General features: G+C 56.7%; 13 protein-coding genes and 1 pseudogene. 13 read left to right on the plus strand and 1 reads right to left on the minus strand.

Annotation, left to right across the window (positions count from 1 at the left end):
- Positions 1–46: 46 nt before the first annotated feature.
- The 12 genes from EHN07_RS14765 to EHN07_RS14820 are packed head-to-tail and all read left to right on the plus strand — an operon-like array spanning position 47 to position 22,296.
- Positions 47–7,069: a non-ribosomal peptide synthetase gene (locus EHN07_RS14765; protein WP_124024853.1), complete on the plus strand. Its 7,023-nt coding sequence runs from the start codon at positions 47–49 to the stop codon at positions 7,067–7,069.
- Positions 7,066–12,009: an AMP-binding protein gene (locus EHN07_RS14770; protein ID WP_124024854.1), complete on the plus strand. Its 4,944-nt coding sequence runs from the start codon at positions 7,066–7,068 to the stop codon at positions 12,007–12,009. The genes EHN07_RS14765 and EHN07_RS14770 overlap by 4 nt, the downstream gene beginning before the upstream one ends.
- Positions 11,997–12,440 (plus strand): hypothetical protein, encoded by a 444-nt coding sequence (locus EHN07_RS14775; protein WP_124024855.1) that lies wholly within the window; start codon positions 11,997–11,999, stop codon positions 12,438–12,440. The genes EHN07_RS14770 and EHN07_RS14775 overlap by 13 nt, the downstream gene beginning before the upstream one ends.
- Entirely contained in the window at positions 12,437–13,537 is a 1,101-nt protein-coding gene (locus EHN07_RS14780; protein ID WP_124024856.1) for a hypothetical protein, read from the plus strand. Before EHN07_RS14775 ends, EHN07_RS14780 begins: the two co-directional genes overlap by 4 nt.
- Positions 13,534–14,589: a Gfo/Idh/MocA family oxidoreductase gene (locus EHN07_RS14785; protein ID WP_124024857.1), complete on the plus strand. Its 1,056-nt coding sequence runs from the start codon at positions 13,534–13,536 to the stop codon at positions 14,587–14,589. Before EHN07_RS14780 ends, EHN07_RS14785 begins: the two co-directional genes overlap by 4 nt.
- On the plus strand, positions 14,586–15,326 hold the full coding sequence (locus EHN07_RS14790) for a thioesterase II family protein (protein ID WP_124024858.1): 741 nt from the start codon (positions 14,586–14,588) through the stop codon (positions 15,324–15,326). Before EHN07_RS14785 ends, EHN07_RS14790 begins: the two co-directional genes overlap by 4 nt.
- 50 nt (positions 15,327–15,376) lie before the next feature.
- Positions 15,377–17,062, plus strand: coding sequence for an ABC transporter ATP-binding protein (locus EHN07_RS14795; protein ID WP_167467313.1), 1,686 nt, complete (start codon positions 15,377–15,379; stop codon positions 17,060–17,062).
- Entirely contained in the window at positions 17,059–18,813 is a 1,755-nt protein-coding gene (locus EHN07_RS14800; protein ID WP_124024860.1) for an ABC transporter ATP-binding protein, read from the plus strand. The genes EHN07_RS14795 and EHN07_RS14800 overlap by 4 nt, the downstream gene beginning before the upstream one ends.
- Positions 18,810–19,403, plus strand: a complete 594-nt coding sequence (locus tag EHN07_RS14805; RefSeq protein ID WP_124024861.1) for an MptD family putative ECF transporter S component — start codon at positions 18,810–18,812, stop codon at positions 19,401–19,403. Before EHN07_RS14800 ends, EHN07_RS14805 begins: the two co-directional genes overlap by 4 nt.
- Complete coding sequence (locus tag EHN07_RS14810; protein WP_124024862.1) at positions 19,396–20,115, plus strand: energy-coupling factor transporter transmembrane component T family protein; 720 nt, start codon at positions 19,396–19,398, stop codon at positions 20,113–20,115. The genes EHN07_RS14805 and EHN07_RS14810 overlap by 8 nt, the downstream gene beginning before the upstream one ends.
- Positions 20,115–21,554, plus strand: a complete 1,440-nt coding sequence (locus EHN07_RS14815) for an ABC transporter ATP-binding protein (protein WP_124024863.1) — start codon at positions 20,115–20,117, stop codon at positions 21,552–21,554. Before EHN07_RS14810 ends, EHN07_RS14815 begins: the two co-directional genes overlap by 1 nt.
- On the plus strand, positions 21,541–22,296 hold the full coding sequence (locus EHN07_RS14820) for a class I SAM-dependent methyltransferase (RefSeq protein WP_124024864.1): 756 nt from the start codon (positions 21,541–21,543) through the stop codon (positions 22,294–22,296). Before EHN07_RS14815 ends, EHN07_RS14820 begins: the two co-directional genes overlap by 14 nt.
- A 231-nt stretch (positions 22,297–22,527) precedes the next feature.
- Here EHN07_RS14820 and EHN07_RS14825 read toward each other — a convergent pair.
- Positions 22,528–22,620: pseudogene (locus EHN07_RS14825) on the minus strand (IS5/IS1182 family transposase); the annotation flags it as partial.
- A 43-nt stretch (positions 22,621–22,663) separates the two neighbouring features.
- Here EHN07_RS14825 and EHN07_RS14830 point away from each other — a divergent pair.
- On the plus strand, positions 22,664–23,182 hold the full coding sequence (locus EHN07_RS14830) for a helix-turn-helix domain-containing protein (protein ID WP_167467314.1): 519 nt from the start codon (positions 22,664–22,666) through the stop codon (positions 23,180–23,182).
- Positions 23,183–23,222: the final 40 nt, after the last annotated feature.

Genomic DNA, 23,222 nt, shown 5'->3' on the forward strand with positions numbered 1-23,222 from the left:
GGCGTAATGAGCAACATGTCATAGTGGTAAAGCAGGAGGATTATCGGTGTCAGAATCAGATTGCACATCAGGTCAGACGCGTTATCGCACCACGAAGATCCAACGCGCGTATTTTGTGGGGCGGCAGCTGGCTTTACCGTTGGGAGGGGTGGAATGCGTCGCCTGCCTGGCGTTTACCGGTAAGGGATTAGATGAGACGAAACTGCGGCTGGCGATAAATAATATCGCCAACCTTCCGGCACTACGATGGCGCTTTTTGGATGCAGATTATTTGATACAGGGGGAGAAAAGGGTTCCTGAATTAACCATACACCATCGACATCGCTCTCAGGCGTCGGAGCATGAGTCTGTGCTCCGGGAACGCATGTTTTCACAATCTATTGATTTAACTCAGGGTCTCCTGTGGGGTGTTGAACTAACGCATTGGCACGATGGCAGATCGACTCTGCATATTGCGATATCGCTGGCGGTGGTTGACTTAGCAGGGCTTTCTGCGTTGATGCACCATTTTATGCAGTTTTACCAGCAGCGAACATTACCGCCGCAGTGCGTTAATCCCGAACAGCTTTATCAGCGTCTGCATGAGAATCAGCTGCGTATTGCGCGCAAACGCCAGAAAAACCAGCAGCGGCTGGAAAAGCTGGCGTTTGCGCGTATGGAAGACCTTCCTCCCCCTCCCGATCTGCCTTTTACCAGCTTCAGACCTGAACAACAGAGTCTGACTGGCAGCGTGCTGAGACGTTCACGTGTTTATGATGCCCGGCAGTGGGGCCGAGTGCGGGAATATGCGGCTAAATTAGACGTAGCGCCCTCAGCTCTGGTTCTGGCGCTTTATACCAGAGCTTTGCGTCAATACAGCGCCATCCCTGATTTTGTCGTGACTGTCACCAACCTATCAGTCACGGGTACCGAAATGGAACTGACAGAGCGTACGGTCGCTTATGCTCATCGAGCTAGGAGGCTGGAGTCGCTGGAGGCGATGGTGCGAGATACCCATGACGACCTTCGCTATCGGTTGTTGCGCGGTGTTGATTGTGAAACCGAACTGCGCAGCGTTCTTGCCGATGCCTCCTGTACGCACCCCGGCGTTTCTCCCTATATCTTTACCTATGCTGCACAACAGCCTGTTTTTGATAACCAGGTTATTGATACTTTTGGCCAGCCCCGTATGTGGGGACAAACGCCGCAGGTGGTGATTGACTGTCAGGTATTTATGTTGACAGAGCACGAGATAGAAGTGGCTTTTGATGTCCGGCGAGCAGCGATCCCTGCTGATGTGGAAAAAGGGATTTTCGCGCTGCTGACAGAATCGATTGATGCTGTCATCGCGGGGCGTCAGCCAGATGACGTTCTGCCGCGCGCCGCGCGTGCGTGGCGAACAGCAGTCAACTCAACACCTGCCGCGAGTCCCCCTGAAATGCTGTTCAGTGGATTCAGGCGGCAGGTGCAGGTTCGTCCCCAGGCTCTCGCTTTGGTGAGTCCGGCCAACGATCCTGATTTGCCCCCCGAACTTTGCGATCCGCTACTGCGTCACCAGCAGATGCGGCAGTGGTGCTATGCAGAACTGGATCAACTGGCTCTTCGCCTCGCAGCTCGCCTGGTCACCCATACTATTCCTGAAGAGATTATCGGTATTCGGCTGCCCAAAGGTCCGTCGCAGATTGTGGCTGCGCTGGCGGTACTGTATGCCGGATGCGCCTATCTCCCGGTAGGGATGGATATGCCGGAAGAGCGCCTGAGCAAGATTAGCCAGCGTTCCGGTATGCGCTATTTGCTGACGGCGGTGGATTTTGAACAGATTGAACAGCAGATGCCTTTAACCGAACCCCGGGCGGTGGCAGGCGGTGATAACCCGGAGGCGCTGGCCTACGTTATTTTTACTTCGGGTTCAACCGGGGAGCCGAAAGGCGTTGCGATCGCCCATCGGGCGGCGAATAACACTATCGCTGATGTCAATATTCGCCACCAGGTAACGGAAAGAGACGTGCTGTTGGCGGTCTCTTCTCTGGATTTTGACCTCAGCGTGTATGACATTTTCGGGCCGCTCAGCGCAGGTGCAAAGATTGTCACCATCAATGAGAATGAGCGTCGCGACGCTTTCCGTTGGGCTGAGCGTATTAAGGTTTATCAGGTAACTCTGTGGAACTCTGTACCGGCGTTAGCCGCAATGCTGTCGGCAGCGGCGGATCGTTTGCCCTCTGTTCGTGCCTGGCTCTGTTCCGGGGACTGGATTGCGCCCTCGTTGTTTTCAGAGCTACAAAAGGTTGCCCCGAGTTCGGTCCTGGTGGCGATGGGAGGCAGCACTGAGGCCGCGATCTGGTCCAATGAATATGTGATCCGCAGTGCCGAAGATCTGAAAGCGCGCTGGTCCTCGGTGCCTTACGGTTTGCCGCTGAGCGGGCAGCAGTATCGTGTGGTACGCGAGGAGGATGTCGGACGCTTTGAGGATTGTCCAGACGGCGTGACTGGGGAACTGTGGATCGGAGGAGAGGGGTTGGCGCAGGGATATCTGGGTGATCCTGAGCGTACCGCCGAGCGGTTTGTTTATGCCCGGGAAACAGCGGCAGGTGGTGAGACACGCTGGTACCGTACCGGTGATTTGGGCTACTGGCGTGAAGGATTACTGTTTTTTGTCGGACGGCTGGATACGCAGGTCAAGATCCAGGGACACCGTGTTGAATGTGGTGAAATCGAACAGGCACTGAAAAATCTGCCGGGCATCGATAACGCGGTGGTGGTGCCGATTCGCCAGCGGCGTGCGCTGGGAGCGGTGCTTGTGGGCCGCGATATTCTTACGGAACAACTGCCCCCGCTTCTCTCCCGTCAGCTACCGCATTATATGATACCGGCTCGTTTTCTGATGCGCGATCGGCTGGTACTCAGTCGAAACGGAAAAATCGACCGCGCGTGGGCAAACCAGGAGCTGGAGAGTGAAGAAACTGTAGCGCCATGTGATACTGAGCTTGCGCCATCGTCTCTCTTTACCTGCTGTTTGGCGGCCTGGCGTCAGGTACTGGGGCGGGATGAGATCGGCGCTGACGATAACTTTTTTGCGCTGGGGGGCGATAGCCTGGCGGCAACGCGCGTTTGCGTCCTGCTACAGTCGCAGGGAGTGCAGGTTGACGTTGGTGAGCTTTTTGCCGCCAGCACCCTCAATGATTTTGCTTTATGCTGCCAGACTGGCGCAGTGCGTCGTGCCGTTGATGGCAGCATTCGATCAGATCTTCTCGATCCGTTCCCGCTGACGTCATTACAGCGAGCTTATGCGCTCGGTGCCGACGGTATCCCCGGCGTTAGCCGCTGCGATACCGTGTTTTCTATCATTCTTCACAATGAGCACGGCTATCCTCTGGTGCGCTGGCAGCAGGCGCTTGATGCGCTTATCCGGGAAACGGCGGCACTCAGGTTGGTTCGGACGGAAGCACAGCAGCAGATTGTCACCCCCCAGCCCGTCCCGCTGGCGATCCTGCCGGAAGGCGAGAATTTGCAGGCTTATCTGTCGGACGCTCCCCTTGACGCCCGGGCACATCCGTCGGTCAGGCTGGTCGCTATTGAAGACGATCCGACACGAGTCGGGGTGATGTTTAACTACCTGAGTCTGGATGCGCTGAGCCTGATTAGGATAATCCTGGCGCTAATTGAACGGGTAACAGGCCAGCAAGACACCTCCCAACCTGAGAGCCATATTACGCCGTTTTTACTTTATGCAAGCCAGATAGCCGGGCAGGCAGTTTCCTCTTCAGAGTGGGATGCGGAAACGTGGCAGCCCCCGGTGCTGTCAGCGATTTCCGGGATGCCTGCGGTCAGCCGTATCAAATCGCTGACCTGGCATCTGAGCGATACGGCGCGGCAAATGCTTGAAGAGCAGGCCCAACGCGAGCAGGTCACCTTATCCGCGCTGATCCTCAAAGCCCTGGGCGAGTCGCTTATCATTCTCTGCGATCGCCAGCAGGTGGTGATAGTGGTGCCGATATGCTGGCGACCATCGGGCTCGCTGCAGGCTCTCGGACAGTTTACTCAGTTACGTCTTTGCCGTTACACAGCAAATTCTACGGTGAGGGAGGTATCCCACAGTTTGGGAGAGGCCGTTGCTGGAAGAACGCCTGACGATCGTTACATCGCCGCGCGCGGACGGGCGGTCTATCCCTTTGTCTTTACCAGTACGGTAGGTATTCCGGAGGTTGAAACGCTCAACCAGCGGGAGACACGAATTGACTGGTCGCACACCCGCACCCCCGGCGTACTTATCGATTGCCAGGTGCTTCCGAGGGGGAACGGGCTTGAGATTCGCTGGGATTATGCCGCCGGTATCCTGGATCAGTCGCAGCTCATGGTCGCTCACCGTTTGTTCGTGTCGCAGTTGTTGCAGGAACGGGGAGGGGGGGAAATCGCTGCCGAACCTGATTTTTCACCTGCGCCACCGATAGCCGGGTTTAACGGGGATCAAATAGGCAGACGTGCGATTTCCGCAGCGCTCAGAGCTATAGATAAGGTTCCCGCTGCCCTGATACCGGTTATTGATGTCTGGAAAAAGCTGGATCTGCCAGCGGCAGACCCGGCATGGAGTGAGGTGGGCCATTTTCTGGCATCCTGCATTAGCGGTGAGCGCCCGCGTAACGATCTTCTTCAACACCCGTTCCTTGCGCCGGAGCAGCTTTTGCTGGCCTCCCTCAGACAGATTGCTTTTTTTGATTGCCTGATTGCCGATCTGCGCGCGCAGTCTCTGCGCTTGCATCCGGCTCGTTCAGCGCTGAGCGTGCTGATTCTCGGCGCGGGTAGCGGCGTGTTCGGGCAGGCGTTAGTAGAAGCAGCAGCAGAGCGCGGGCTACCGCTACGGCTGGATGAGTATGAAGGGAGCGAGGTGCTGAACGCGTTTGCAGCTCACCGCAAACCGACAGAGGGGAAGATACCTGATGTGGTTATCGCCCCGGCAAGCCTGCACAGGGATGGTACCTTGCTTGGGTGGTTAACAGATATCCACCGTATGGAGCATCAGGTTGCACCAACACATATTCATGTGCTGGAAGTAACCGAACCTGATGCGGCCTCGCTGATTGCCGCTTTACTCAATCCCGCCCTGGTAGATAACGGACAATCTCCTTTATTGGCCCCCTCAGCCTGGGGACGGTGTCTGGAGCAGATCGGTGCCAGCCTGGAGCAGGTGCTGCACCCGACAGAGAATCTGGTATGGATTAAGGCCACGCTGTTGCTTGCCCAGATCCCGCAAGCCTGGCCGCAGCCTTTCGTGCCGAATCCGGCGCCTGTGGAGGTGGAAGCGCAGGTTGCGGCATGCTGGAAAAAGGTGCTGGGGTTGAGTTCGCCTCCTGCGTCTTCGGCAGACTTCTTCGCGCTTGGCGGAGATTCTCTGGGGGCGACCCAAATTGTTATGGCGCTGCGTCAGCAGGGGATCGGATCGGTACGGCTGGCCGATCTGTTTAACCATCCAAAGTTTGCTGACTTTGTCGCGTGGATCCTGGCCCAGAGTCCCTATGCTCAGAAACCGCCTCTCGCACTCAGTGAACAGCTCACAACCTATCCACTGACTCTCCTGCAAAAGGCCTATCTGGCCGGACGATCCCCGGATCAGCTGTTGGGTGGCGTAGCATCGCACTGCTATTTTGAGTTCTCAGTTTCTGAACCTGAAGGGATCGATATTGCCATTTGGCAGCAGGCGCTCAGCCAGGTGATCGCTCGCCATGATGCTTTGCGATCGCGGATCGTCTGGCAGAACGGAGAGCCTTTTGGTCTGGTTAGCGAGCAGGCTGTCTGCCCGCCAGAAGTGACTGCGGATGTGCGTGCTCTGACCGAGGCTGAAATTCCCGATCCCGTCCAGCACTATCCGTTACGCGTACGCCTGTCGCCGGATGGCAAAACCATCGGTATCGGTATGGATAACCTGATGCTCGACGGTATCTCAATGTTTCTGGTTATGCGGGAATTGGGGGCGATTTACCAGGGAAAAACGCTGCCCCCGCCTGCCGTCACGACTTACGCGCAATATCGCCGTTCATGTCGTGAAACAGTTCCAGTTGCGGTAAAGAGGATGCCGCCCGCACCGTGCTTGCCCTGGCTAAATCCGCTGGCGGCCGTGAATGATATGCACTTTGCCCGTAGCGCTCACCATCTGGAGGCGAGCCTGTGGCAGACGATGCGTCAGTGGGCTTCCCGGCATCGGGTGACTCCCACCGCCTTGCTGCTGGCGGCTTACGCCCTGGAAATTGCTGAACTCGCTCTTGAGCCAGAATTCAGCCTCAATGTCACCACCTTTGAGCGCGATCCTGATGTTCCTGACGCCGCCTCCCTGGTAGGCGATTTTACTCAACTGGGGCTGGTAGCCTTTGCGCCAGAGCCTGGCGGCAGTGGTTCCGGACAGCGCCGTCAGCGGCTACTGGAGCAGGCTCAAGTGGCTCATCAGGGGCTTCTGACGATCCACGACAGGCCGGAGCAGGTCAGCACTCTGCGCATTGCCAGAGAGATCGTCCGTCAGCAAGGTGAGCCGATGGCGGGGCTATTCCCGGTGGTCTTCACCAGCGGTTTAGGCTTTGCGACAGATATACACCGATCCGATGATTTCGGCTTCGGTACCCTGACGTATGCTCGCTCGCAGACGCCGCAGGTTGCGATGGATTTCCAGGTTCATGATGACATTCGCGGGCTGCATATCACGGTGGATTACGTGACTGAACTGTTGGCAGCTGAACGGGTTGACACTCTGACAGCTGGTGTCGCTGAGCGCCTGCGGGAACTGGTGGCGGTGACGGAGCCGATAGAGTGCGAAATCACGGCCCTGTCCACCACCATTGCCCGTATCTGGCGTCAGCATCTGCCTGAAGCAGAGGGTGCCACGCTCGACAATTTCTTCCAGTCGGGCGGAGATTCGCTACAGGCAACCCGCTGCATCCGTACGCTGCAGGCGGAAATTGATCCGGGGATCTCTTTACGCTTGCTACTGATTTATCCCCGATTCAGCGAGTTCTGCGAACAGGTTGCGCAACTGCTCGCAAAAAGCGCCAGCGAACAGGCCGTGGCGGCGACCAGCATGAAGGATTTTGAAGAGGGAATGTTATGAGCGCGGTGAACGCTTTTATTGAACAACTACAGCAACTTAACATTGTGCTGTGGGTAAGCGGCGATAAGCTGCGCTTCCGTGCTCCGGAGGGCGTATTCAGCCCCGAGCTACGCCAGCAAGTCAGTGATAAAAAAGCGGAGATTATCACCGCGCTACGCGAGCAGGATGCTCTTCGTCACTATCCTGAGCAGAGTGAAGAGCCGTTCCCGTTGACGGAAGTGCAGGGGGCCTACCTGCTGGGGCGTACTCAGGCCTGGCAGAATGGTGGAACAGGCTGCCACGGCTATGCTGAACTGGAGATTATTAGCCCGGAGCGTTGGAAAGCTGACGACTATCAGAACGCTTGGCAGCGAATGATTTCATGTCACGCCATGCTGCGGGCGCGTATCTCCAGCGAGGGTTGGCAGCGGATTGACCCCTCGGTTGTCGTACCGCTCGGTGTCTCGGTCTGCGCCACGGCACAAGACTTCGATCTCACCCGGGAGGAGGTTGGGCAACGCCTGAGGCATCGTCATTACGATCCCCTGACGCCCCCGTTGATTGAGACCCATATTGTCACCATGGGTAACCGGGCAACGCTGCATCTCTCTGTCGATCTGATCATCACCGATTTTATTGGTATTCATGTCATTCTCAGCGACTTTTTCCAGGCTTTGAATCAGCCCGACCTGACGCTACAACCGCCTTCGCTGTCGTTCCGTGATTATGTGCTGCACGTTGAGCGCTTGCGTGCAACTCCGGCAGGCCAGCAGGCCCGCGAGCGCGCCATGACGTTCTGGCGAGAAAAAGCGGCCACTTTTCCGGCGGCAATGCAGCTGGGCGAAGCGCCACCGGATACCGCAGGCGAGATGAGCTATCGTCGCCGCAGTTATACGCTGGATGAACAAAGATGGCGGGCGTTTCTGGCTCAGGCACGATATCACGCCGTCACGCCAACCGCCGTGGCGCTGGCGGTGCTGGGCGCAGTCGCTCGCCGCTATGGCGAACAGGCGCGTTCGCGAATCACGCTGACGGTACTGGATCGTCAGCCGCTGGTGGAGGATAGCATGCGCATCGTCGGTGATTTTACTTCCACGGTGCTACTGACGCTGGTGCACGATGGGCAAAAAAATGTGGCTGAAGTGGCCTCCGATGCTCAGCACGAGCTCTTCGAGGCGCTGGATTATTCTGGGGTATCGGGAATTGAGGTATTACGCATGCTGACGGATAGCGATCGCCGGACGCGTAGTGCGACACCAGTGGTGCTGACTTCGACTCTGGGAGCAGGGGACGGGGAGTGCGGCTTTTACCGCACCTGCCTGGAAAAGGGGCTGAGCCAGACACCGCAGGTTCTGCTCGATATCCAGCTCTCCGATCTCCATGGGGGAATGGCGATTATCTGGGATGCCAAAGTCGGTGGCTACCCCGAAGCCGTGCTGGATGCTGCCTTTAGCGATTTCTGCGTTGCCATCACGGCGCTGGCACACTCCCCCGCACGTTGGTCTCAGCCGGCACTGACGCACAAAGCGTTGGATATAGCGCTGCCAGCCGCGACAAATACTGCGGAGCAAAGCCTGATCTCATCCTTTTGTCGCCTTGCGCAGCAGGCGCCGGACAAGCTGGCGCTGGTTGATGGCAACGTCCGCTATACCCGTGGCGCCTTAATCCGTCGCGCCTGTGCCTGGCGTGACGCGCTCTATGCGCAGGGGAGCCAGGCGGGCGATACGGCACTGATTGTTCTGGAACCCGGTGCTGAACAGGTTGCGGCACAGTTTGGGGCGCTGATGGCGGGAGTGGCGTTTGTCCCTCTTGATCCTGGCTGGCCCCAGGCACGTCGGCAGGTCATCTGCGACACGTTACAGCTCAGCTATCCTGAACGCCGTCAGCACTGGTTGACGGCACAGGAGATCCCCTCCTTCGCCTTCGAATCTCCCCTGGGACTCGAAGGCAATCATCCGTTTTCAGCTGATGAGATCGCTTACATTATCTTCACTTCCGGTTCGACCGGTACACCTAAAGGCGTGCCGATCGCTCACCGTCAGGCGCTGACCACGCTGAATGCATTACAGGCGATGCTGAATCTGCAGCAGAACGATCGGGTGCTGGCCGTTTCCCGCCCCTCGTTTGACCTGGCTATCTTTAACATTTTTGGCCTGCTGCAGGCAGGCGGTGCAGTGGTTATCCCCTCTGCGGGGGCTACGACGAACCCTGAATCCTGGGTGCAGGATATGGCACGGCACCAGGTCACGATATGGAACTCTGTTCCGGCGCAGCTGCAACTCTTGCTGGATTCTCTGCCAGCAGAGGAGGTTGAAGAGCCGCAACCCCTTTCAACATTGCGGGCTGCTTTGCTGTCCGGTGACTGGATCCCGGTAACGCAGCCCGCGCAACTGCACCAGCGGGTACCTGATTGCCGGTTCATCGCGCTGGGTGGGGCGACGGAAGCGGCCATCTGGTCCAATTATCACGAAGTGCTGCCCGGTAGCCGCTACGATCGCTCGATCCCCTATGGTCGGGCGCTGCCCGGGCAGGTGATGAAAGTGCTGAATGTCGACGGCGAGGAGACGGTCTGCGGGCAAATAGGCCAAATTGTTATCATTGGCCCTGCCGTCAGCTCAGGCTATCTGGGAGCCGATACTTCCGCATTTATTACGCTGGCACAGAGTGGTCTGCCTGCATTCCTGACAGGCGATCTTGGCCGTTATCTTGAGAGCGGCGAGATTGAGTTTTTAGGCCGTAAAGACGATCAGATCAAGCGCCATGGCCATCGCATTGAGCCTGGTGAAATTGCTGCCGTCCTGCAGTCCCACCCGCAGGTCGGCGATGCTGCCGCGATGATGACACCGCAAAATCAGCTGCTGGCGGTCGTGACGCCCGTCAGCGTTCACGACGCCGCTGTAGATAACCGTGTTGTTGAAGCGATCGTCCGGCAGCATCAGGTCTGCATCGCGACGCTTGATGCTCCGCGTTTCACACGGCTGATGGAGACGATGGAGCTGGCGGCGCTGGTGGCGATGCAGGATATTCGGCAGCGAAATGTGAGCGTAAGGCCAGAACACCGCGCGCTGATGGCCCGCTGGGATCGGTTGCTGCACGAAAATGTGGACCGGCTTGCGCCGCTGCGGGAGACGATATCGCTTGATATGGCGCAGCATCTCTGGCGCCAGGCCAAAGCATTGGCGCATCAGATTAATTATGGCGACCAGCAGATTGCCTATGTTGAGCTGTGTCTGCAGCAGCTGGAGGAGGTTGTCTCCGGAGAGGTCGATCCGCTGACGCTGCTCTTCCCGGAAGGAGAGATGGAGGTGGCGCGAGCCTCTTACGGCGGTAATTTAATTAACCGCTATCTTAACCAGCTGATCGTGGCGGGCGTTGAAGCTCATGCCCTGCGAGCCATCACCGAATGTCGTCCACTGAGGATCATTGAGCTTGGCGCAGGGGTGGGAGGAACCACTGAGCCTGTTATTAAGCGGTTACGGGAATTGCAGCAGGAGCGGGGGCTGAGGTTTGAATATTTGTTTACCGATGTTTCTCGCTTCTTCCTTGATGAAGCCGCAGATCGCTGGCCCGAGGTGACTACCCGACGGTTCGATTTGAATGGTTCGTTTGCCGGGCAGGGGATTGTCCCGGCATCATGGGATATTGCCCTGTGCGCTAACGTATTGCATAACGCCCGCCATATCCCCCAGGCATTAAACCAGCTGCATAGCCTGCTGGCACCCGGTGGGGATTTGGCGATCGTTGATGCCACGCGACCAAACGCGCCGCTGATGATCACCATGGAATTTAAAGAAGGGTTGACAGATTTTGTCGATGAGCGCGCTGCAACCGGAGAGGCTTTTTATCCCCGTGAGAGCTGGCAGCGTGCGCTGGCGGATTCTCCGTTTAAGCACAGCGTGATGTTCCCTGACGATGCACTGACGAGCGATCCGGCAGAGGAGGCTATTCGGATGATCCACCAGTCAGTCATCTGGGCGCGCTCCTCGGTTCATCGTGCACATCTGGAGGTGGATGAACTTAATGCGCTGCTGCGCCAGCGTCTCCCGGCCTGGATGATACCCGATAGGTTACTGATTCTTGATGCGTTGCCGCTGACTGCCAACGGCAAAGTCGATCGGAAAGCGATTGTCGAGCATTTGCCAACCTCGGTTACGCCAACCTCTTTGCTGCCAATTGCGCAGCCACTCGATGACAGTCAGCGCGCGGTTGCTCAAGTCTGGGCGGCGGTGCTGGGCCTGGATAGCCCGGATAGGCTGACCCCCTCTTCCAGCTTCTTTGACGTTGGCGGGGATTCGTTGCTGCTGGCGAAGTGCGTCGGCGGGTTGCGCAAGACGATACCGGGAGCGGACAACATTGCCTGGGATGAATTGCTGCGTCAGGTTGTCGCCGACCCGACGCTGGAGCACTGCGCTCGCGTGGTCTGGCAATATGCCGCCTGCATATCTGCCCCCGAACCCGGAAATGACCTCTCTGCGGTGAGTGAACTTCTGCCCGCATGCTCGCAGGGAGGAAAATCACGTGCAGGCGAGGTGCTTTGTCTGATTCACGATGGTTCCGGGGGGCTGGAACCCTACCGCTCGCTGATCGCTGCGCTGGAGACGGCGAACGAGCGCCCGATGGTGCTGGGTATCAGTCGTACCCCTGGCGATGGCTATCTCACGCTGCCTGCAGAATCACTGTTCGACACGCTGGCTGAACGCTATGTTCAGGCCTTGCGGCAGCAACCGGTTCGCCGGGTCTGGCTGTTTGGCTACTGTATGGGCGGATTGATTGCCGCCGTGATGGCCGAAAAGCTGACGGAGGCCGGTATTCAGGTTGAACAGCTTATCGTGGCGAGCGCTTATCGTATTCCGTTCATTATTGAAGACGACACTCTGCTGGACTTCTCGCTGGCGCGTTTGCTCAGGCGGCCCGCTGCGGATATCGGTCTGGATTTTCCGGAAACGCATTGGGTGCGTTGATTAACCTGGCCCGCGAAACTTATGGCGATCGCATTCCCGAAAACTGTATTGCCGAACTGTCAGCGCATTTTCCACAGATTAAGGCTGTGATAGCCCAGGCACCGCAGGATGTTCAGGATCGGCTTGAGCAACTGGCCGCCCGATCCGGCTTCGACCTTTTCACACTACAGGCGCTGCGTGCGGTCTACATTGCCAGCCTGCGGGCCGTAGGCGCTTTTTCCCGGCTTGGCTACGTCGGGAACATCACTTTTTTGCGCCAGCGTGGCGAAATCCACTTTTTGCCCACCCTGAGGGAGGATATGACGCAATTCTGGCAGCACTATTGCCTGGGAGAACTGACCATTCGTGATATTGCCGGGAACCATTTTGATTGTCTGGAGGGGGACGGCGCAAACGCTATTGCCACCCTGTTGAGCGAGGCATGGGCATGAACGATAAGGTTGTGGTTTTAGGCGCTGGCGGGACGGTTGGTATCGCCTGCGTCAGGGCGCTGTTAAGACAGGGAACATCGGTGCTTGCCACCGGACGTCACCTGCCGCAGCTGTACTCCCGTTTTGCCCATCTGGCTTCAACGCGTCTCAACTTTGCTGAGCTCGACCTGCTGGCAGATACCCCATGGCCTGCGGAGGTCTGTGCCTGCAGACGTTTTGTTCAGTGTGCAGGGCCTTCATATCGCTTGATTGACCGGGTGGCGGCGCAGCTTTTAGCACAGTGTGGCGCTCCTGGGCTGTTCATTGAACCCGGCGGCGATGCCGCGACTATCTCGCGCTGGCACGCTCCGCTGGCTACGGCCGGCTGGACTGGGCTTTTTGGCGCGGGGATTCAGCCTGGGCTGGTCGGCGTGATGGTTCGTGCCCTGAGCAGCCGATTTATGCATCCGGAGGGGCTTGAGGTGGCGACTTTTGCCGGCGGTTTACAGCCGCTGACCCCGGCCGGACTAAAGGAGTATTTACAAGCGGTGAACGCGCGCACGGGGCATCCGGGGATGCAGCTGTGCCAGAACAGGTGGAGCCGGGTTGAGAATGTGCCTGCGCTTCCTGACTGCTTTCCCGCCACAGCGAATGCCCACCCTTTTGTGGACGAAGAAGCGGCGCTGGCGGTAAATGTGTTGAACCTGCGCTCGCTGTCTGGTTTCAACATCACTGATTCGGCAGATATTAGCCGACTGCTGAATGAAATGATGGTGGCAGGTTCGGTACCTGAAGCTGCACCCGCAAAGATCGCTGATGCTCTGGCCGGGAGAACACCCTGGTTTTGTCTCTGCGCAGAAGGGCGTGAGGAGTCCCTGCCGGAGCAGGGTCTGCGCACTTATCTGACCTGTGATGACAGCTATCAGGTTACGGGAGAGGTGGCCGCCTGGTCGGTGATGAATATCGACAGCGGGATATCGCCTGGTGCCAGCTGGTTTTCCGGACATCCTCAGGCGCTGGCAATCTGGTCGCAATGGGAACAGTGCCCCCCTGGGGGCGTGCGAATTGCCTGGCAGCCTCTGGAGAATCGGTCAGTCTATGAGGAGGGAGAATTATGACCTCATCTCAGATGCGCCCAGGTGAGGGGATCTGGGTGGTTGGTGCGACTTTTGGGGCTCATTATGCGCGGGCACTACAGGGACAAGGGCTCCGTGCCATTATTGGACGCGGCGGGGAAAAAGGGCGCCAGCTGGCGCAGTCGCTTGCCTGTGACTACTTCTCCGCTATCGATCGGGCATTGACCCGCTCGCGTCCTGCCTGTGCCGTGGTTGCGGTGCGTTCCTCTATTGTAGGCGGTGAAGGGGATGATATCGCGCGCCGTTTGCTGCAAGCGGATATCCCGGTGCTGCAGGAATTGCCTGTACATCCTCAAGAAATGGTGAACACCCTCAGGGTGGCACAGCTGCGGGGCATTCCCTTTCACGTCACGCCATTCTATGACCAGATGCCATCCGTGCGTCGCTTCCTGCGGGCAGCCCGTCGTCTTGCTGTCGCGAGTTCTCTGCGTTCAGTCGAGATGCGCGTGTCGGTGCAGACGCTGCATTGTGCGCTGTTTGTGCTTTCTGAGCTCCTTGGCGCACCGTCTCCGGCTATCACCGTCACGCCGATGGCCAGTTTTGCAAAAATATTGGTTAGCGGCAGCTGGCAGGGCGTTGCCGTCGACATGGTATTGATGAATCGTTTTGATGCTGCCTCGCCTGACGATAATTCCCAGCCGCTAATGCAGATCGTTTTACTCAGTGATGACGGCGAGCTCATGCTGCACTCGCCCTATGGGCCGGTTATCTGGGAGCGTCGTTTGCAGCCCCCCCAATCGTTGACGGCGAGTCGAAGCGATAGTGAGGACGAAGCGTTGCTCCTGGCCTATCCGCAACAGACCGCTCCCGGCATTGAGCATGTGTACCGCGATATGGCTGCGGCCATTCGTGCATCTTTGGCGCGTTTTATGGCATCAGATACCCATGACAGCACCCGATTGCAGCGGCAGCTGGCGGTACTGCAACTCTGGCAAACTATATGTACGCGTGCGGGCCATCCCAGGCAGCAGAGCCTGGCTGCGCCTGCGCCGATAGGGCGCATCCTGGGGATTACGGACAGGGAGGATGAGTGAAGAGCATCATTGTGTCACTCGGTAACATTGATAACCGAGCCAGGCATTCTGCGCCTGCGATAGTGGTTTTCCCCCATGCGGGCGGCAGCCCGAGATTCTATGCGCATTGGGCAAAAACGTTGCCTCATCATCAGCTATGGGGGGTGACTTACCCCGGTCGTGATGCCCGCTTGGGTGACGCGCCGCCCGCCACACTTCAGGCGCTGGCTTGTGAATGCGCAGCTTATCTCGATTTGCTTCTGGACAACGCTATGCCTGCGTTGCTGGTCGGGCATTCCATGGGCGCATGGGTTGCCTGGGAAACGGTACGTTGTCTGGAAAAGATGACGCCAGACCGTTCGATAATGACGGTTGTTTCAGGGCAAAACCCGCCTGATTGCCCGCCCGGTACCTGTTTACACCGACAGGACGATGCGGCGCTAATTGCTGATATGAAGCGCCAGAACCCGGCGCACCATGCTCTTTGGGCGATCCCCGAGCTGCGTCAGCTCTTTTTACCCACGGTGAGGGAGGATTATCGGCTGCTGGAAACCTACCGGGCCGAGTCAGGTACGGTGGCGGACTTAACCGTGGTTTACGGCAAGGATGATAACGAGATTGATAGAGCAACGATTCAGCGCTGGCGTCACGCAAGTCATGGACGTTATCGCACCAGGCGTCTGCCAGGCGGGCATTTTTATCTCGCCGCCCCTGATACTTCATTACCGCATTATTTGAGTGAACTCCTGTCATGCTGAATTTGCACGCTCATCCTTTGCTGATGGTTTTGAGGCCGGTTTTGCTTCCCATGCTGATTGCCGTTGCTATGCAAATCATAGCCAGCCTGAGTGGCTGGCTGGTCTATCAGTCACTGGTCGATATGGCCCAGGGGCTGATGGGGAAGACCGCTGTGGAGTCGGTTTCCCGGTCGTTATGGATCTTTGTCATCGGGCTAGGATTGCAGTCCGGCCTGGGGGCGATTGCGCTGGCGATAACACACTTTGCTGATGCCAGTCTGCAGCGCGCTCTGCGCATGCAGCTTATTGATAAGCTGGGTAGATTGCCTGCAATATGGTTCAGTGAACGGCCCTCCGGCAGCACCCGGCAGATTATTCAAAACGATGTAGAGGCGCTGCATCAGCTGGTAGCGCATAGCCTGGTGGAAGGGGTGGCCCTTGTTATGACCCCCCTGGTGGGGCTCTGCTTCTGCTTTACGCTCAACTGGCGGCTGGGGCTTACGGCCTGTGCGCCCGTCGCGCTTTACTTCCTGATACTGACGCTTCTGGCGCGTGGCAGCATGCGCGACATCATGAGGCAAATCTCCCTCCAGCTGGCTGAGATCAGCGCCATCATTGTTGACTATGTTCGTGGTATTGCGGTGCTTAAAGTCTTTGGTCGTGCAGGAGAGGGTTACCAGCGATTTACCGATGCTTCGCGTCGTTTTCACGACGATTTTAGCAGCCTTGTGCGCCCGGCGATGAAGGCTCAGTCGGTTGCCATTATTGCCATCTCTTCCCCGGTAGTGGCTTTGCTCATGTTGCTGACGGGGATGTGGGGAGTTGAAAGCGGCACGATGACGGCGGCAGAAATCATGGTTGCTACGCTGGTGGCGATGCTGCTACCTGCCTCAATTATGACGGTGGCGCTGGCGAGTCAGGTGCGGAGCGCTGCATTTGTTGCTGCGGCCGATATTCAGAGGTTGCTCAGCCAGGAGGAACTCCCCGATGCCACAGAGCGGGTTTCTCCGGGTGCGGGTGAGGTAACCCTGCGAGGTGTGGGATTCTCCTACGGCGAGACGGAGATTCTGCGAGGGATCAATCTGACTCTGCCTGCCGGTAGCTTTACGGCGTTGGTCGGGCCTTCTGGAGCAGGCAAGACCACGCTGGCACGCCTGCTTGCCCGCCAGCAGGATGTTAGCTGCGGGCAGATTTGCATTGACGGACACGATATCCGACAAATTCCCCTGTCTCAGCTCTACGAAATAGTGGGCGTTCTTGAACAAACGCCTGCGCTACCGGCTATTTCTCTGGCGCAAAATATCGCCCTGGGAATGGAGGACGTACCGCTGGAGGCCATTCGTCAGGCGGCGCGGGCGGCTCTGATTGATGAGCGAATTATGGCGCTACCGCGCGGGTATGATGCGGTGCCCGGGATCGATGCGCATCTTTCAGGTGGGGAAGCGCAGCGGGTGGCGATCGCAAGGCTGTTTCTTGCTGCCCGCCCAATCTTAATTATGGACGAGGCAACCTCTGCTATTGATCCGGATGCTGAAATTGAGCTCCGTGAAGCCATCGCCAATCTCGCCCGTGGACGGACAACGCTGGCGATTGCGCACCGTTTGTCGACAATCCAGGGCGCAGATCAAATCGTGCTGCTTGATAAAGGCCAGATACGAGAGCGCGGTAAGCATCAGACGCTGTTGGCTGACGATAAGCAATACGCCTGCCTGTGGCGGGAATTTATCGCCGAGCGACAGACGGAGGGGACGATATGATTGCAACGTTGCTGCAGCTGGATGAACGCGCGGCAGGGGCTAAATTCTGGCGCTTTATCATCTGCGTGGCGCTGGCTGGCGTTTTTCAGGGGCTGGTTCTTGGCAGTTTTATTGCCGTTGTCTATGCGCTTTTCATCGCTGACCGACACGCCGCGCTTATCGGCTGTTTGTGCCTGCTGGCAGGATCGCTAGTTAACGGCATCCTTCAGTCCTGGGTAACGATGCGCGGTTTTAATGAGGCAATGCGCATCATGGTGGTGATGCATCGTCGCCTGGGTGAGCAACTGGTGGCTTTGCCACTCGGCTGGTTTACCTCGCGCACTACAGGCTTCGCCAGCGGCGTGGCAGTGCGGGGAACGCTGTTTGTGGCGCAAACGGTGATGGATCTACTGGTGCCGCTGATTATTAATATCATCACGCCACTGACAATTGCGCTGATGAGCCTCGTGCTGGACTGGCGTATCGGGGGAATGTTGCTGGCAGGGGCACCACTAATCTGGCTGGCGGCCCGGTGGGGAAGCCGACGCAATGCGGCCGGGCAGGAACAGCTACATGTGACGTCACGGCAGACCGATACGCGATTGCTGGAGTTTATCGATCATCAGATGCTGCTACGTCAGGCGGGACTAAGCGGGCCAGGTAGTAAAGGATACCCTCCCTTAACCGAAGCCGTTGACCGCCAGTGGCAGGCTACGGTGAAGGCTTTATGGTCCTCGGTGCTTGGGTTGATTGCTCAGTCGGTGGTGGTGCAGGGTATCTATGGCCTGGTGGTCGGCGTGGCGGTATGGCTGACGCTAAGCTCGCAGCTGGATCCAGTGTGGGCGGTTGTTCTGATAGGGCTGGGCGCTCAATTTATTGGCCCGCTGAAAATTCTCTCTGAGATGGGCACGGCATTTAAGCGCGCGCAAATCGAGCTTAATGACGTGACTCGGCTGATAGCACTCCCGGTTTTGCCTGAAGCGGCGGTGCCGCATGCGATGCCCGCCCGCTATGGCCTCTCTTTTGAACACGTTGCCTTCCGCTATGACAAAAACGCTCCCTGGCTTTTTCGGGATTTCAATCTGGCGATTGCCCCTGGTTCTCTGACGGCGCTGGTAGGGCCTTCCGGCTGCGGAAAAACCACCCTTACACGGCTGGTTGCCCGCTTCTGGGATGTCAACCTGGGACGCATCACGCTTGGCGGCGAGGATATTCGCCAGCTGCGGCACGCCGATTTGATGAACGCTATCTCTTTGGTATTTCAGAACGTTTACCTATTCGACGACACGCTGGAAGCCAATGTTCGCATGGGGAACCCGGAAGCCAGCGAGGCACAGCTGCAGGCGGTTGCGGATCTGGCCTGCGTAACGGAAATCGTTAACCGTCTTCCGCTGGGCTGGCACAGCCCGGTAGGAGAAGGAGGGCGTCTGCTTTCTGGCGGTGAGCGCCAGCGCGTTTCCATCGCCCGGGCGTTGTTAAAGAATGCCCCCGTGTTGTTGCTCGATGAAGCCACTGCTGCGCAGGACCCGCTGACGGGCATGGCGATTGCGCGTGCCATCAATACCCTGAAGGGACGAGCGACGGTGATGGTTATTGCCCATCAGCTGAATACGGTGAAAGCGGCTGACCAGATTGTCTTTATTGATGGCGGCCAGGTCTGCGAGCAGGGTACGCATCAACAGTTAATCAACCGACAAGGACGCTATGCTCGCTTCTGGCATAGCCATATTTCGCCGCCGCCGATGCGGCATAACGAAGAGATTTTTCCATGACGATACGGCCCCAGGAACTCATTACGCTCGGTATTTTTTCGGTGATGATCATCGTTATCAATATGGTGATTAACATGCTGGCGGTGTTTTCTCCCTTTCTGATCCCGTTGACTAAATCGCTGTCCGGCCTGGTTGCGGGCATCCCTTTTATGCTCTATCTGACGCGGGTGAAGCAGGGAGGACTCATTGGCTTAATGGCGCTGGTGCTGGCCGTAATCATGGTGCTTGCCGGGGACTACATACTGACGCTGGCCTCGGCGTTGGTGGCCGGTGCGATTGCCGATGTCATCTGCCGGGCGGCGAGAAAAAACCACAGCAGAGTTTTGACGATCCTCGGCTACAGCGTTTTCAATCTCTGGTCCGTGGGCGGGATATTGCCGCTGTTGTTTATGCGTGAGGAGATGGAAGCGCAGGTTGCTCAACAGCTGGGCGCTGAATATGCCCACAGTTTTACGCAGCTTTTTTCCGTATCGGTGGTGTGCTGGACGCTGGTGGGGATTTTTGTCTCCGGCCTGCTGGGCGCGGTGATTGGCTTGGTCATGCTCAATAAGCATTTTGTGAAGGCGGGGCTGGCCCAGAAAAATGGTTGATAAAACGTTGCTGGTACCAGCGGCTTATAGCATCGATGTGCGTACCAATATATTTGCGCTGCTGGTGATAAATACGCTGGTGATGACCGGTAAAGGCGGGGTTTTCCAGATGGTATGCACTGCTGTGGTGTGTGTATTGCTGGCGCTACGGCACTGCTGGCGTGCCGCTGCGATACTGGCATTCTGCATTGGCGCTTTAGGACTGCTTACTGCCATCGCCAGGCCTGGCAGTCTGCCTTCCGGTGCGATGGTGCTGCTGGCGGCGTTTATGTATGTGCGGCCCTGGCTCATTGCGGGATTTATGGGGTATTACTTTATCTGCGCGGCGCCGCCCAATCTGTTGATTGCCGGAATGAATCGCCTGCGGATACCGCAAGCCGTGACAATCCCGCTTGCGGTTATGCTGCGTTTTTTTCCGGTCATATGGGAGGAGCAACGGGCGATTCGCGGCGCGATACGCATGCGTGGACTGCCGGGTAAAGGTGGTGTACTGCTGCACCCGTGGCGAACGCTGGAGTTTATTTTGATCCCGCTTATCGGGGCGACGTTACGATCCGGAGAAGCCCTGTCCGCCTCTGCGCTCAGCCGTGGGCTGGGCAGCCCCGTTACGCCATCTTCGATTTTGCCGCTCAAATTCGGCAGTGCAGACCTGCTGCTGTGCCTTTTGTGCATCGCGCTGGTGGCGCTGTTCTTTTATTGCGGAGGAGGGTGATGGACGGTGTGCTATTCGATAAGGTCAGCGTGAGGTTTCCCGCATTGGATAGTCCGGCGCTGGATAACGTCAGTCTGGCTATCAGGCAGGGAGAGTGTGTGCTGTTAACCGGGCCGTGCGGCTGCGGAAAATCTACTCTGCTGCGCCTGATCAACGGCATTGTGCCGCAGGTTATCCCCGGTGAGATTAGCGGCCATATCAGCATTAACGGTGCCGTTCCGGCACGGGAAAAACTCTGGCAGCTGGGGCGCAAGGTGGCCACGGTTTATCAAAATCCACGCCGTCAATTTTTCTGCGCCGATCCACTGGGGGAACTGGCGTTCGGTAGTGAGAATGCAGGACAACACCCGGATGAAATTCTGGCGCGGGCCGCCGGTATCACAAAGCATCTGGCGATCGCCCATTTGCTGAGCCGCAGTATGTTTACGCTCTCCGGAGGGGAGCTGCAGCGCATAGCGATAGGTTCGGCGCTGATGGACCAGCCTGCTTTTTTGCTGCTGGATGAGCCCACTTCTGGTCTTGATGCAAAAAGTATCGCGGCGTTGACCGGCATACTACAGAGCCTGCGGGCGAGCGGTATGACCATCGTTATTGCTGAACACCGTCTCTGGTTTTTACGTGATGTGGTTGACCGTGTTATTCGGCTCAGAGGCGGAAAAATCGTTGAAGATATTCCCGCCAGCCAGTTCTGGCAGCGTGATGATGCGCTGCGCCGTCGGCAGGGGTTGCGGGCGCTGACTCGGCCCGCCAGCGCGCAGATTCCCGAACCGCCCGCTGGTGATAGTGGGATGTCTTATCACCATCCCGAAAGAGGAGCGCTGTATTTTCCGCGTGGCTGCATTACGGCGCTGTGCGGTGAAAATGGCGCGGGGAAAAGTACGCTCGCCAACAGAATTGCAGGCCTGGAAAAGACGCGCGATAAGCTCCTGCTTGATGGAAAACCTTTTCCGCTGCGGCAGCGTTTACGTCGCGCCTTTCTGGTCATGCAGGATGTTAATCGCCAACTTTTTGGCGCCAGCGTGGCGCAGGAACTGCAGATGGGACGGCATCATGCCAGCGCACACACTCTGGATAAGGTGATTCATGATATGGCGCTGAGCGAGCTGCTGACGCTACACCCTATGGTGCTTTCTGGGGGGCAGCAGCAGCGGGTGATATTAGCTCTGGCCCTGCTGGAGCAGCGCGAGGTGTTTATTTTTGATGAGCCTACTTCCGGGCTGGATTATCAAGGTTTGCATCAGGTGACGGCACGCCTGAAGCAGCTGGCGAGCACGGGCGCCGTGGTGGTGCTGATAACGCATGATGAGGAATTTAGCGCGATCTGTGCTGACTACCGTATTACGTTGCCGCCCGCGATGTCGGCGCAGGGCTGGAATTACGCTGCCGCAGACCGGATGCACATTAACCAAAGAGAGGTAATTGAACATGATGATGAATGAAGATCTCTCCTACCTGATCTCTGCCGAATTTTACGATCTGATGTCAGAACAACACTGGCTTCGCCGACAGGAGGATTTTGTCAGGATACTGCAAACGCACAAGCCGTATGCGAAAAGGGTGGTTGATGTGGGGTGCGGAAGCGGTAAAAGTTTGCCGCTGCTCCAGAAACTCTATCCTGAAGTGCATATTCATGCTGTCGAGCCTTCTGGCGCTATGCGTATCGCGCTGATGACGCGGGTATTGGGCGAGGCTGCATTACGCCACTGCGTCAGTATTTATCCCTCCACTTTTGAATATCTGAAAATCGACCAGCCTGTCGACATTATTTTACTTTCCGGCTGTGTGGGCTTTTTTACGCCGCAGGAAAGAGTCCGTTTTTGGGCCAAAGCCTCTTCATTGCTTGCCCCTGAGGGGATCATTGTGGTTGATACCATGGCGATTTCTTCCCCCTTGTGCGTGGCGCAACAGCAAGTGGCTAATACCCGGCTGGGCACCCAGCGCTATGAGATCTCAATGAGTGGCGCTCCCGTTGATGGAACGGACCTGATGCGCTGGCGAATGCAGTTTGATCAGTATGAAGGCGAAGATTTAATTCGTAGCCATACGGTACTGCGGGATTGGCACACTTTTGGTTTAGATCGGGTCATCTCCGAGGCCGCAGAGGCAGATTTATACGCAGCAGCGCAGGAAAACAATAGCGTACCGACATTGGTGTTGAAGCGAGGTAGTGCGAGTCATTAATCATTAAGAAATGCCAGCCGTTCTTTTGTGTCACTAAAATTTCTTAATTGTGCCAGTGGGCAGGGGAATAATAGTCGATCCTTGTGTTTGTGTTTCAGGCGACCAGGCTGCCAATGACAGAAAATGGTGTTCTGTATTTGACGCCACTCGCTACGATAGATGGGGGATCGGCGTTGTGAACGCCCCCGTGAAGACGTTTTTGGCTCGTCGTACCAGGCCTGAATGGCCGACTGACTTATCAAGCCAGAATGTCAGAGACCCACGATTGACGAGAGCCTTGTTGTAGGCCGCCCAGTTAGTGATTTTGAACTTTTGCTTTGCCACGGGATACCGCTAGTGGATCAGGAATATGGTGATCTGATCCTGATTGCTGTCAGAAGTTCGCTTTATTCAACAAAGCCAGTCAGGTCTTATTTCGCTATATCATAAAAATGATGATAAGCTTTTGATTAACATTAGTCATCCGTTTTGCATAGGATTAACTGGCGTTTTTCATGAAGATTCAAAATATTATATGAAATCTGATACGGAAGTTAGTTTTCTGGTTAAAAGTAATGCTGAGGTTGTCAATGCACTCGATAATTTGAATTTATGGAAGGAGTGTTTCCAGGTAATATCTTTTGTAATTGATGTTTATGAATCAATTCATTTAAGCAACAGCATTAATATAAATAACTACAACATTATAAAAAAAAGCTTAGAGCAGATATGGGCACTTCCAGAAGACATTAGAAAAAACACTTCTATATTTAAATATATTATGGAACGACACCCAATATCCCGAAGTTCGGTCTCAAAAATCATCTCTGCACTTAATGAAGGTGGGTATATTTCGACCAAAAGAGCCATATTGACCAATGTTAATAAAATACCCAGCAGATATTGATGTGGGAATATATTTTTTTAAGTGTTTTTCAAGGAACTGA

The organism is Buttiauxella warmboldiae (genome assembly GCF_003818135.1).
Classification (GTDB): Bacteria; Pseudomonadota; Gammaproteobacteria; order Enterobacterales; family Enterobacteriaceae; genus Buttiauxella; species Buttiauxella warmboldiae.